This is a genomic window from Sphingobium bisphenolivorans (assembly GCF_000412635.1).
In the GTDB taxonomy this organism is placed as follows: Bacteria; Pseudomonadota; Alphaproteobacteria; order Sphingomonadales; family Sphingomonadaceae; genus Sphingobium; species Sphingobium bisphenolivorans.
Genome location: NZ_ASTG01000001.1, coordinates 260,520 through 273,184, shown reverse-complemented (window position 1 = coordinate 273,184; position 12,665 = coordinate 260,520). Strand labels below are relative to the sequence as shown.

Here is a 12,665-nt window from a genome sequence, read left to right as displayed (position 1 = left end):
TCCTCTCTCTTGAATGAGATGCTCCGGTTTGCCGCGCCCGCACCCGCGATGCAAGCCGGGCCGGCCGAAATAGCGGCCGGCAACAAAAGCTTACAGGCAGGCTTCCAGGAAAGGCTGGTCGAAGCCGAACATCTTGGCCTTTTCCAGCGTGTAGGGGCGAAGACCCATTGAACGATATTCGCCGATGATGCGGCCGTTCTCGTCCTCGTCATGATATTCGAACTTGAACAGTTCCTGCGTGACGATCACTTCGCCTTCCATGCCGATCACCTCGGTCACGTTGGTGACGCGGCGCGAACCGTCGCGCAGGCGCTTTACCTGCACGATGAGATCGACCGAGTCGGCGATCTGCTTGGAAATGGCCTCCTTCGGGATCTTGATGTCGCCCATCAGGATCATATTTTCCATACGGCCAAGGCACTCGCGAGGCGAGTTGCTGTGGAGCGTGCACATGGAGCCGTCATGGCCGGTGTTCATCGCGGCGAGCAGGTCGAAACATTCCGCGCCACGAATTTCGCCCAGGATGATGCGGTCCGGGCGCATACGAAGGGCGTTCTTGACGAGATCACCGATGGTGATCGCGCCCTGCCCTTCCAGGTTCGGCGGACGGGTTTCCAGCGGCAGCCAGTGCGGCTGCTGCAGGCGGAGTTCGGCGGCGTCCTCGATCGTCAGCACGCGCTCGCCCGGGTCGATCATCTTCGACAGGGCATTGAGCATCGTGGTCTTGCCCGAACCGGTGCCGCCCGAGATCACGATATTGAAGCGGCACGCGCCTGCGATCTTGAGCGCGGTCGCCATCTTCTGACTCATCGCACCCCATTGGGCGAGCATGTCGATGGTGATGGGCTTGGCGGAGAATTTACGGATCGAGATGGCGGTGCCACGCAGCGAGAGCGGCGGCACGATGACGTTGACGCGCGAGCCATCGGGGAGGCGGGCGTCGGCGAGTGGCGTGGTCTGGTCGACGCGGCGGCCGACCTTGTTGACGATGCGCTGGGCGATCTGGAACAGATGCTCCTCATCGCGGAACTTGATCGGCGCGATCTGAAGCTTGCCCTTCTTTTCGATATAGGTCTGCTCCGGGCCGTTCACCATGATGTCGCTGACGTCCGGGTCGGCGAGCAGTTCCTCCAGCGGGCCTAGGCCGAGCAGCTCGTCGACCAGCACCTTTTCCAGCGCGAATTGTTCACGGCGGTTGAGCGTGAGCTTCAGTTCCGCCAGCACTTCCATGATGATCGGCCGAAATTCCTCGGCCAGTTCATCCTTGGTGAGGGTGGCGGCGGCTTCCGGATCGACACGCTCCAGCAGGCGGGGGAGCACCTGTTCCTTGATCTTGTGGACCGACGCTTCGAAGCCCTGCGGCCCGGCATCAGGCGCATGTTCGGCATTGGCGCGGTCGGAGAGGCGCTGCATCGCGTCGGCATTGCGCTGCATCTGGCTGGTCGGCGCAGAGAGCGGATCGGCCGGGGCATCGGAACTCAGGGATGCCATGTCGAGCGGCGGGAACTGGTCGCCGCCGCTTGCCTCATCACGCGGAGCGCCTCCCTGCATCGGCCGGGCGATGCCAAAGCCGGGCTTGATCCCGGCGGGTCCGTTTTTCCGTCCAAAAGCGCTCATATGTCTCCGCCGACGACCTTGTTCAGCTGTGTCTGGAAAAGGTGAATAGGCCGGAAACTTTGATAAATGGCTAATGAAGTGCTGAGAGCGGGCCGCTTCGCTGGACATGGGCGCGGCGAGCGGCTGCTTGCCATAAGAAAGGCCGCGGTCCTGAAGAGGAGCGCGGCCTTGATGTCTCGATCAGGGAGCGGCTGGATCAGCCGGCATGCTCCGCCAAAACGGTGAGGCCCTTCTCGTTCACCTCGGCGAAGCCGCCACGGACGGGAATCACTTCGGGCGCGCTACCGGCCGCCGCGAAAATCTGGATCGCGCCGTCGCGAACGGTGGACATGAAGGGCGCGTGACCCTCCAGCACGCCGAAGTCGCCGTCGGTGCCGGGAACGACCACCTGATAGACCTCCTCCGAGCGGATGAGCTTTTCCGGGGTCACGAGTTCGAAATGCAGTGCCATTCTCTAGTCCTCTGAACCCCTCTCCGCCGATGGGAGAGGGAGGGGGCCGCCGCGAAGCGGTGGGAGGGGGAGGGCGACCGGCAGCGGCTGGTACGCCCTCATCCAACTCCGACTAGCCGGCAGGCCGGCAAGTCTGCGTATCCTTCTCCCGGCGGGAGAAGGATGTCAGCTTACGCCGCTTCGGCAGCCAGCTTCTTCGCCTTTTCGATGGCTTCGTCGATGCCGCCAACCATGTAAAAGGCGTTTTCGGGCAGATGGTCATATTCGCCTTCGACCACGGCCTTGAACGACTTCACCGTGTCTTCGATCTGGACGAACTTGCCCGAAATGCCGGTGAAGACTTCGGCGACGTGGAAGGGCTGCGACAGGAACTTCTGGATCTTGCGGGCGCGGGCGACGGTCAGCTTATCTTCTTCCGACAGCTCGTCCATGCCGAGGATCGCGATGATGTCCTGAAGCGACTTGTACTTCTGCAGGATCGCCTGAACCGCGCGGGCGGTTTCATAATGTTCCTGGCCAACGACGCGGGGTTCAAGAACGCGGCTGGTCGAGTCCAGCGGGTCGACCGCCGGATAGATGCCCAGTTCCGAAATGGCGCGGTTGAGAACGGTGGTGGCGTCCAAGTGCGCGAAGGAGGTCGCAGGCGCCGGGTCGGTCAAGTCGTCCGCGGGGACGTACACGGCCTGCACCGAGGTGATCGACCCCTTGTTGGTCGAGGTGATACGCTCCTGCAGCGCGCCCATGTCAGTCGACAGGGTCGGCTGATAGCCCACGGCCGAAGGAATACGGCCGAGCAGAGCTGACACTTCCGCACCCGCCTGGGTGAAGCGGAAGATGTTGTCTACGAAGAACAGCACGTCCTGGCCTTCCTGATCGCGGAAATATTCCGCGATGGTGAGGCCCGACAGGGCCACGCGCGCGCGGGCGCCCGGGGGCTCGTTCATCTGGCCGTAAACCAGCGCCACCTTGGAGCCTTCGCTGATCGCATTGCCGTCGGCATCCTTGGCGATAACGCCGGCGTCGAGGAATTCGTGATAAAGGTCGTTACCTTCGCGGGTACGCTCACCGACGCCCGCGAAGACGGAGGTGCCGCCATGGCCCTTCGCGATGTTGTTGATCAGCTCCTGAATGAGCACGGTCTTGCCCACGCCCGCGCCGCCGAACAGGCCGATCTTGCCGCCCTTCGCGTAGGGGGCGAGGAGGTCGATGACCTTGATGCCGGTGACCAGGATCGACGCGTCGGTCGACTGGTCGACGAACTCGGGAGCCTTGGCGTGGATCGGGGCGGTAACGGTGGTGGCGACCGGGCCGCGCTCGTCGATCGGCTCGCCGACAACGTTCAGGATGCGGCCGAGCGTCGCGGGACCCACGGGAACGCTGATCTGCGCGCCGGTGTCGGTCACTTCCTGGCCGCGGGTCAGACCGTCGGTGGAGTCCATCGCGATGGTGCGGACGGTGTTCTCACCCAGATGCTGAGCGACTTCCAGCACCAGCCGCTGGCCGTTGTTGGTGGTTTCCAGCGCCGAGAGAATGGCGGGGAGAGCATCGGGGAAGGTCACGTCGACGACAGCGCCGATGACCTGCGAGATGCGGCCTACATTGTTGGTGGTTGCCATGACTGCTTCCTTGCGTGCGTGATCTTAGAGGGCTTCGGCGCCCGAGATGATTTCGACCAGTTCGGTGGTGATCGCGGCCTGGCGGCTGCGGTTATACTGGATGGTCAGCTTGTTGATGAGGTCGCCGGCGTTGCGGGTCGCATTGTCCATGGCCGTCATCGACGCGCCCTGTTCGGACGCGTTGTTTTCCAGCAGCGCCTTGAAGATCTGCACCGTGACGTTGCGCGGCAGCAGGTCGTCGAGGATCGCTTCCTCGCTCGGTTCATATTCGACGGTCGCGCCAATGGCGTCGCGGTCGGCATCGGCCGGAATCTTGACCGGGATGATCTGCTGTTCGGTCGGGATCTGCGCGAGCGCGGACTTGAAGCGCGAATAGAAGAGGTGCGCGACGTCGAACTTGCCGTTCAGATACATGTCGGTCAATTCGTGCGCGATCGCTTCGGCCTGGTCATAGCCCGGCTCCTTTACGCCCGTCGTGTCGTACTGCGCGACGATCATGCCGGGGAAGGTGCGGTTGATGACCGGACGGCCCTTGCGCCCGATGAGGTAGAAGCGGACGGTCTTGCCGGCCTGGATCAGCTCTTCGGCCTTGGCGCGGGCAGCCTTGACGATGTTGGCGTTGAACGCGCCGGCAAGACCACGGTCGGAGTTGGCGACGACCAGCAGATGGACGTCATCCTTGCCGGTGCCCGCCAGCAGCGGGGAGGCACCTTCCCCAGAACCGCCAGCGATCTTCGACGCCAGCGACGCGACGACCGCTTCCAGGCGGCTGGAATAGGGACGCGCGGCTTCGGCAGCGGCCTGCGCCTTGCGCAGTTTCGCGGCAGCGACCATCTGCTTGGCCTTCGTGATCTTCTGGGTCGACTTCACCGACCCGATACGCAGCTTCAGTTCCTTGAGGCTAGCCATAGTTCAAATATTCCGAGCAAGGGCCAGACGGCCCGCAAGACCAAAGAAACCGACGCCCATGGCGCCTTCGAACCAGCGCATCGCGCTGCTCTGCCCGACCTTGCGCCCTGCCTTCACGGCAAGAGCGGCGAGAAGGGCGCACCAGAAGAAGCCCAGCGCATAGACGATCGCGATCAGCGCCATGCCCTGGATGGGCGCTTCCGGGCCGGTGCCGACAAACTGCGGCAGGGCGGCGAGGAAGAAGATCGCGACCTTCGGGTTCAGCACGGTGCTGATGAAACCCTGCATGAAGGGCGATCCGCCGATCCGCAGCTTGGGCATTTCCGACGCCGTCGAGGGCTTCACCGCGCCGCGCAGCATCGAAAGGCCAAGCCACGCGAGGTAGATCGCGCCTGCAATCTTCACCGCCATGAACAGGCCGGGCACTGCATTCAGGACGCTGAGGAAGCCAAAGCCGCACAGCGCCATGTAGAAGAGCCCGCCGAGCTGGATACCGCCAATCGCCGCCATGCCTGCCTTGAGCCCGCGCCGCGCCGCGTGGCCGGCCACCAGCATGGTGTCCGGTCCCGGCAGCAGCACCAGACCGATCGCCATGATCGTCCAGGCAAGGAGGGAATGGGCGGTGAGCATCTCGAACTAGCGGTTCTCTTCCTCTGTTCCGTCATGCCAGCGAAAGCTGGCATCTCGTGCCTTCAGGGTCGTCCTATCCGGCCTGAGATCCCAGCTTGCGCCGGGATGACGGTGCTTTGCTTACGCGAAGGTCTTGCCGAACGAGTCCAGCGCCGCCTTCAGCTTGCCCTTGGCATCGTCGCCCAGATCCTTGCTGTCGCGGATCGCGGCGAGTACGTCGGCATGGTCGTGGCGCAGATAGGCGAGCATCAGCTCTTCATAGCGCGTCACGTCCTTGACCGGCACGCTGTCGAGATAGCCGTTGGTGCCGGCGAAGATCGACGCGGTCTGCTCTTCGAAGGGCAGCGGCGAGAACTGGGCCTGCTTGAGCAGCTCGGTCAGGCGCGCGCCGCGGTTCAGCAGCTTCTGGGTCGACGCGTCGAGGTCCGAACCGAACTGGGCGAAGGCCGCCATTTCGCGATACTGGGCCAGCTCCAGCTTGATCGAGCCGGAAACCTTCTTCATCGCCTTGGTCTGCGCGGCGGAGCCGACGCGCGACACCGACAGGCCCACGTTAATGGCCGGGCGGATACCCTGGTAGAAGAGGTTGGTTTCGAGGAAAATCTGGCCGTCGGTGATCGAGATCACGTTGGTCGGAATGTAGGCCGACACGTCGCCTGCCTGCGTTTCGATGATCGGCAGCGCGGTCAGCGAGCCGGCGCCGTTGGCGTCGTTCATCTTCGCAGCGCGCTCCAGCAGGCGGCTGTGCAGGTAGAAAACGTCGCCGGGATAAGCTTCGCGGCCCGGAGGACGGCGCAGCAGCAGTGACATCTGACGATAGGCGACGGCCTGCTTGGAAAGGTCGTCATAGACGATCACAGCGTGCATGCCGTTGTCGCGGAAGAATTCGCCCATGGTGACGCCGGTGTACGGGGCCAGATACTGGAGCGGGGCGGGTTCCGAAGCGGTCGCGGCGACGACGATGGAATATTCCATCGCGCCATTTTCTTCGAGCTGCTTGACAATCTGCGCGACGGTCGAGCGCTTCTGGCCGATGGCGACGTAGATGCAGTAGAGCTTCTTGCCCTCGTCATCGCCCGCGTTGATGCCCTTCTGGTTGATGAAGGTATCGATCGCGACGGCGGTCTTGCCGGTCTGACGGTCGCCGATGATCAGCTCGCGCTGGCCACGGCCGACGGGGACGAGGGCGTCGATCGCCTTCAGGCCGGTCTGCACGGGCTCGTGCACCGACTTGCGGGGGATGATGCCCGGCGCCTTGACTTCAACGCGCTTGCGCTCGGTGTACTGGATCGGGCCCTTGCCGTCGATCGGATTGCCGAGGCCGTCGACCACGCGGCCGAGCAGGCCCTTGCCGACCGGAACGTCCACGATGGTCCCGGTGCGCTTGACGGTGTCGCCTTCCTTAATCTCGGCGTCGGAGCCGAAGATCACGACGCCGACATTGTCGGCTTCCAGGTTCAGCGCCATGCCCTGCACGCCATTGGCGAACTCGACCATTTCGCCCGCCTGGACGTTGTCGAGGCCATGGACGCGGGCGATGCCGTCACCCACGGTCAGCACGGAACCGACTTCGCTCACCTGCGCTTCGGTGCCGAAATTGGCGATCTGGTCCTTGATGACCTTCGAAATTTCTGCGGCGTTGATATCCATGTTCAGCCTTTCATCGCCTGGGCGAGACTATTCAAACGGGTGCGGATGGAGGAATCGATCATCTGGCTGCCGATCTTGACGACCAGCCCGCCCAGGATCGCGGGATCGACCTTCGTGTCGAGCGCGACTTCGCGGCCGACGCGGGTGCGGAGATTTTGCTGCAGCGAGGCCAACTGGCCGGCGTCGAGCGGATGGGCGCTCGTCACTTCGGCGCGAACCTCACCCTTGTGATTCGACAGCAGCGTCTCATAGGCGCGGATGATCGCGGGAAGCTGCGACAGCCGGCGGTTCTCCGCCAGTACGCCGAGGAATTTCGTCGTCAGCGGATCGATCCCGATGGAGGATGCGACTGCTGCGATCGTCTTGCCCGATACGTCGCGGCTGAGCACGGGGCTGTTGATCAGCCCCTTGAATTCAGCCGATTCTGCGATTGCTTTCTTGAGCGCGGCCAGGCTCGCTGCGACGGTGTCGAGCGTCTTGCCGTCGCGGGCCAGATCAAACAGCGCCACCGCATAGCGGCCGCTGAGGCTAGCCTGAATACCGCCGGTAGTCTCCACGCGCTTACCGTCCTCCACTAGATTTGCCGGTCGTGCAAAAAGAGGGGCGCGGCTTGCCGTCCCGTTCCCCTGTTGGGGGGCCGGTTAGCAGCGGGATTATGACTATGCAAGTCATGGAACACGATTCATGTGGCGGGATGGAAACATCGCGATTTGCCTGAGTTTTTACAGGCCGCGACTCCCGCCATGCGGAAGGTCAAGGCGGGCTGAGCCGGCCCTTCTGGCAATGATAGACGAGCCGCTCATTGGCCTGGGCCGGCAAAATTGTCCGCAGGTCGGTCTGAATCGAGGCGATGGAAGCGAGCCGTCCAGCATCGCTGCCGCAGCCCTTCACCTCGCGCTTGCCGGCCAGGGCGCGCACCTTGGCCATCGTGTCGATGTCGGGCAGCCAGCGCTGGACGCTAAGCGTGCCGGTCGCGGGCTCGAAGCGGCTGAGGGTTACATAATTGCCTTCACCGGGAATGCTGGCCCGCTGCCACCCGGTGCCGGACGAGACATATTGCGTGGCCCCATCGACGCAGCCGCCTTCGGCCCAGTTGAAGGCGAGGTCATTGGGCTGCGACACGGTGATCCGGCTGCGATCCAGGTCGATGCGGCATATATTGTCGCCCGCCCAGGCATAAGCGCCGTTGCCCGTGACGCTCCGGTCCTCGGGCAATCTGATGCGCTCATCGATGGTCGAGAAGCTTGGACGCAGCAAGAAGAGGCCGAGAGCCGCCAAGAGCAGAATGCCGCCGCCGGCCAGGAACCAGGTCGCGCGCCTTTCGCGGCCTTGGCTGTAGAACAGGCCGCCGGCACCCAGCCCCAGCACGGAAAGCGCGAGCAGCACCGCCGCGCCCGCCATCGCGTTTTCGCGCGCGGAGATGACTTCCCGTTCGGCGGTGTCGCGAGCCTTGTCCATCGCGGCTTCGCGCGCATCGTTGCGGGAGCGTTCGGATTGTTCCGTCCGCTGCGCCTCGCGCTGGTCGAGTGTCGCTTGTGCCGCGTCGGCTTCGGCCATGGAGCGGCACGGGGCGACGGTGTGGAGGGAGGAGACGCCCGCCTGCCGCAGGAAGGAGGCGATCTCTCGCCAGGATACGGCGAATCCGAATTCCGCGTCATTGCCGTCGGACACTGATCCAAAGCTGTTGACGCCGAGCACGCGGCCGCAATCATCGACCAGCGGCCCTCCGCTGTTGCCAGCGGCGAGAGGCGCGGTGTGCAGCAGCGTATCGAAACTCCGACTGGAGCGGCCGGAGGAGACGGTGCCAGTGGTCTTCACCGTGCCAAGCGGCTCGACCATCTGTCGCAGGCCAAGCCCCTGCGCGCGGTCGACTGTGCCGGGATAGCCGATCGCGGTGACATGCTGTCCGTCGCTGACCGCCCCGGCGTAGAAGGTGCTGACGGGCAACCGGCCTTCTTCCAGCTGGATGAGGGCAAGGTCATTGCCCGGAGAAAAGGCGATGATCCGCCCGCCGTAGGTTTTCGTCCCCTCCGAGGGGATGACGCCGATGACGAGATTCTTCTCCTCGCGGGTCAGCTCGACCACATGGGCATTGGTGATGATCTTGTCGGGCGCAACGGCAAAACCGCTGCCATGGCCGACGAAATAGGCGTCATTGCCGTTGGTCGCGACCAGCACCACCCGGACCACGCCGCGCGCGGCGGCGGCAATGTCCTGCTGTTCGGCCCGCGCCGTCAGCGGCAGGGCGGTGGCGAACAGAAGCAGCAAGAGGCGGAAAAGAACGACCATATTTCGCGCATTCATATGCGATGGTTGATCTGAGGCAATCGGAAATGCGCGAATCGCCGGTTTTGAGCGCAAGGGACGGGAAGCTTGGCGACGAAGGGTGGGCTATGTTCTAATCTATGAACGAGATGACCCACCTCCAGGCCCCGAAACCGGATGACGAAAGCTGCTGGCGAGCCTTCCTGCGGCGCGACAGGAGCATGGATGGCCGCTTCGTTGGCGCGGTGCGCACCACGGGCATTTACTGCAAGCCAAGCTGCGCGGCGCGGCATCCCCGGCGCGAGAATATGATCTTCTTCGCCGATCCTGCGGCGGCGCAGGCGGCGGGTTTTCGCGCCTGCTTGCGGTGCCGGCCCGACGAGGTCGGGCGCGATCGGCTCGCGGTGGAGGCTGCCCAAGCGTTCATTGTGGCGGCTGAGGCGCCTCCGACGCTGGAGGAGATTGCCGCCCGTGCCGGCTATGCGCCGCATCATTTCCATAGGCTGTTCAAGCGCGAAATGGGGCTGACGCCTGCGGCTTATGCCCGCAGCGTACGCACGGAACGGTTGAAGGCGGCCTTGGCGGAGGACGGAAGTGTGACGGATGCGATTTATGGAGCCGGCTATAATGCGCCGAGCCGTGCCTATGCCGATGCCGATCGGCACCTCGGCATGCCGCCGAGCGCATGGAAGAATGGCGGGCAAGGCGTCGCCATCCGCCATATGGTGGTGGAGACGAACCTCGGCCCCGCCCTGATCGCCGCGACGCGCAAGGGGCTTTGCCGGATCAGCTTTGACGAGAACGAATCGGACTTGCGCGCCCGCTTTCCCAGGGCCGAGCTACTCCCTGCCGATGAAGCGCTGGAAGCGCTGGGGAACCAGGTGGCGCGGCTGATCGATGATCCTTCCCAGCCGATCGACCTGCCGATGGACGTCAGCGGGACGGCGTTTCAGCAGGCGGTCTGGACGGCTTTGCGCGCCATTCCTCCCGGCGAGACGCGCACCTACGGCCAGATTGCCGCGTCGATCGGCAGGCCGAGTGCGGTCAGGGCAGCGGGGACGGCGTGCGGCGACAACGGGCTTGCGGTGCTGATCCCATGCCATCGGGTGTTGCGGAGCGATGGAAGCCTTGGCGGCTATGCCTATGGCCTTGAACGGAAGAAGGCGCTGCTGGAGCGGGAAGGGCGCGGTTAGCAGGGCTTCAGCCGCTCCATGATCGCACGTCGCTGCGCCTTGCTCATGCCGCGCCAGCGGGCGATCTCATCGGTGGTGCGGCCGCAGCCGGTGCAGACGCGTTTCGCCTTGTCGAGGCGGCAAATGTTGACGCAGGGGCTTTCCATCACATGAAGCTGTAGGGATCGACGTCCACCGCTACCCGCGTATTCGACTTCCAGCTGAGGTTGCCAAGCCACTCGCGGATCGCGCCCTGCACGTCTGTCGCCCTGGTTGCGTGAATGAGCAGCCGATGGCGATGGCGGCCACGCAGGACGGAGAGCGGCGCGGGGGCAGGGCCATAGACGCGCATGCCGTCGATCAGCGGGGCGGACTTGCCGATCAGTCGCGCGACCTGCGCAGCTTCGTCGGCATCCTCGCTCGACACGATGATCGCGGCAAAGCGGCCGAAGGGCGGGGCGTTGGCGCGGCGTCGGTTCTCCGTCTCCACGTCATAGAAGCGCTCCGTGTCCCCCGCGATGAGCGCCTGGATCACTTCCGCTTCGGGCATGCGGGTCTGGATGAAGACGCGGCCGGGCTTTTGACCGCGCCCGGCTCGTCCGGCGACCTGCACGATCTGCTGGAAGGTGCGCTCCGCCGCGCGCAGGTCGCCGCCTTCAAGGCCGAGGTCCGCGTCGATCACGCCCACAAGGGTCAGGTTGGGGAAATGATAGCCCTTCGTCACCAACTGTGTGCCGATAATGATGTCGACCGCGCCTGCCTCCACCGACTTCACGAACTCGGCGACTTTGGCGGGCGACCAGAGGGTGTCGGAGGTGACGATGGCGGTGCGCGCCTGCGGCCAGAGCGCCTTTACCTCGTCGGCGATTCGCTCGACCCCGGGGCCGCAGGCGACCAGGCTGTCCTCCTCCTTGCAGTCCGGGCAGAAACGGGGGGAGGGCACGACATGGCCGCAATGATGGCAGGCGAGGCGCTTCGTCAGCCGGTGCTCGACCATCCAGGCGGTGCAGTTGGGGCACTGGAAACGGTAACCGCAATGGCGGCAGAGGGTCAGCGGCGCATAGCCGCGCCGGTTGAGGAAGAGCAGGCTTTGCTCGCCCTTTTCCAACGTCTCGTCGATCGCGCGGACCAGCGGCGGGGCGATCCAGCGGCCGCGCTCGGGCGGATCGGTGAGCAGATTGACGCCCTCTATCCCCGGCATCTCCGCCCCGCCGAAGCGCGAGGGCAGCTTGATCTCGGTATAACGGCCAAGGTCGACCTGATGCCGGGTTTCGATGGCGGGCGTGGCGGAGGCGAGGATGACGGGGAATTTCTCGATCAGGCCGCGCATCACCGCCACATCGCGGGCATGATAGTGGACGCCGTCCTCCTGCTTGAAGCTTGCCTCATGCGCTTCATCGACGACGATGAGGCCGAGATTGGGGTAGGGCATGAACAGGGCGGACCGGGCGCCGACCACGACGGCGGCTTCGCCGGCAGCGATGGCGCGCCAGGCGCGGCGGCGCTCCGACTGGCGCAGGCCGCTGTGCCAGCTGACGGGCACGGTGCCGAAGCGCTTTTCGAAGCGCTCGAGAAAGGGCTCGGTCAGGGCGATTTCGGGGAGCAGGACGAGCACTTGCCGCCCGGCGCGGACGGCGGCGGCGATGGCTTCGAAATATACCTCCGTCTTGCCCGATCCGGTGACGCCGTCGAGCAGGAAGGGCGCAAAGGCCCGGCTTTCTACAGCGCTGACAAATTGTGCGGCGGCGGTGGCCTGACCGTCGGAAAGGGCGGGTGGCGCATGGTTGGGATCGGGCGCGGGGAAGGGGGTGTCGATGCTGACCTCCACCGCATCCAGCGCGCCGGCCTTCACCAGCCCGCGGATCACAGCGTCGCTGACGCCCCCGATCATCGCCAGTTCGCGGATCAGCCCCTGCCGCTCGCCGATCCGCTCCATCGCCTGTGCGCGCTGTTCAGTCATGCGGTCGGGCAGGTCGCCCGTCGCGCGATATTCGATCACGGTGCGCGCCCCTTCCAGCGCGGCCATGGAGGCAAGCGTCATGCGCAGCACGCCCGCAACCGGAGCAAGATAATAATCGGCCGTCCACTCGATCAGGCGGCGCACCGTTTCCGGCACAGGCGGGGCATCGATCACCCCGGCAAGGTTGCGCAGGCGATTGTCGCCGACCGTCTCGATGTCGGGAAAGCTGCCTTCATCCCACACGACGCCGACGATCTGGCGCGGCCCGAGGGGGGCGACGACGATGCTTCCCGGCCCGACGCTCATGCCCTGCGGCACGCGATAATCGAGCGGCCCCAGGGCAGCGTTCAGCAGGATGACGCGGGCGCGTGAACTCATCTGCCCCTCCCTACCGG

Annotated in this window: 11 protein-coding genes; 1 reads left to right on the top strand and 10 read right to left on the bottom strand. The window is 64.8% G+C overall.

Going from position 1 to position 12,665, the window contains the following annotated elements:
- Positions 1 to 90 precede the first annotated feature (90 nt).
- The 8 genes from L858_RS0101440 to L858_RS0101405 all read right to left on the bottom strand — a co-directional run bounded on the left by L858_RS0101440 (position 91) and on the right by L858_RS0101405 (position 9,162).
- Positions 91 to 1,617, bottom strand: coding sequence for a TadA family conjugal transfer-associated ATPase (locus L858_RS0101440; protein ID WP_022681365.1), 1,527 nt, complete (start codon positions 1,615 to 1,617; stop codon positions 91 to 93).
- 196 nt (positions 1,618 to 1,813) lie between these two features.
- The gene (locus tag L858_RS0101435) at positions 1,814 to 2,068 is read right to left on the bottom strand and encodes an ATP synthase F1 subunit epsilon (RefSeq protein ID WP_022681364.1); all 255 of its coding nucleotides are present in this window, start codon (positions 2,066 to 2,068) and stop codon (positions 1,814 to 1,816) included.
- A 170-nt stretch (positions 2,069 to 2,238) separates the two neighbouring features.
- The gene (atpD, locus tag L858_RS0101430) at positions 2,239 to 3,684 is read right to left on the bottom strand and encodes a F0F1 ATP synthase subunit beta (RefSeq protein ID WP_022681363.1); all 1,446 of its coding nucleotides are present in this window, start codon (positions 3,682 to 3,684) and stop codon (positions 2,239 to 2,241) included.
- 24 nt (positions 3,685 to 3,708) lie between these two features.
- Positions 3,709 to 4,593: a F0F1 ATP synthase subunit gamma gene (locus tag L858_RS0101425; protein WP_022681362.1), complete on the bottom strand. Its 885-nt coding sequence runs from the start codon at positions 4,591 to 4,593 to the stop codon at positions 3,709 to 3,711.
- Between the two features lie 3 nt (positions 4,594 to 4,596).
- Positions 4,597 to 5,223, bottom strand: a complete 627-nt coding sequence (locus tag L858_RS0101420) for a LysE family translocator (protein WP_022681361.1) — start codon at positions 5,221 to 5,223, stop codon at positions 4,597 to 4,599.
- Between the two features lie 120 nt (positions 5,224 to 5,343).
- Positions 5,344 to 6,873: a F0F1 ATP synthase subunit alpha gene (gene atpA, locus L858_RS0101415; protein ID WP_022681360.1), complete on the bottom strand. Its 1,530-nt coding sequence runs from the start codon at positions 6,871 to 6,873 to the stop codon at positions 5,344 to 5,346.
- 2 nt (positions 6,874 to 6,875) lie between these two features.
- On the bottom strand, positions 6,876 to 7,430 hold the full coding sequence (locus L858_RS0101410; protein ID WP_022681359.1) for a F0F1 ATP synthase subunit delta: 555 nt from the start codon (positions 7,428 to 7,430) through the stop codon (positions 6,876 to 6,878).
- A gap of 196 nt (positions 7,431 to 7,626) precedes the next feature.
- On the bottom strand, positions 7,627 to 9,162 hold the full coding sequence (locus L858_RS0101405) for a S1C family serine protease (RefSeq protein ID WP_028055674.1): 1,536 nt from the start codon (positions 9,160 to 9,162) through the stop codon (positions 7,627 to 7,629).
- A 116-nt stretch (positions 9,163 to 9,278) separates the two neighbouring features.
- Between L858_RS0101405 and ada the strand changes: the two genes are divergently transcribed.
- The gene (gene ada, locus L858_RS0101395; RefSeq protein WP_022681356.1) at positions 9,279 to 10,331 is read left to right on the top strand and encodes a bifunctional DNA-binding transcriptional regulator/O6-methylguanine-DNA methyltransferase Ada; all 1,053 of its coding nucleotides are present in this window, start codon (positions 9,279 to 9,281) and stop codon (positions 10,329 to 10,331) included.
- Here the strand turns inward: ada and L858_RS21140 are convergent.
- Together L858_RS21140 and L858_RS0101385 are read right to left on the bottom strand one after the other, a co-directional pair.
- Positions 10,328 to 10,477 carry a DUF1289 domain-containing protein gene (locus tag L858_RS21140; protein WP_022681355.1) on the bottom strand — a complete coding sequence of 50 codons (150 nt, stop codon included), beginning with the start codon at positions 10,475 to 10,477 and terminating at the stop codon, positions 10,328 to 10,330. The genes ada and L858_RS21140 overlap by 4 nt on opposite strands.
- A complete protein-coding gene (locus tag L858_RS0101385) occupies positions 10,477 to 12,648 on the bottom strand; it encodes a primosomal protein N' (RefSeq protein ID WP_022681354.1) in 2,172 nt (723 codons plus the stop codon). Before L858_RS0101385 ends, L858_RS21140 begins: the two co-directional genes overlap by 1 nt.
- Positions 12,649 to 12,665: the final 17 nt, after the last annotated feature.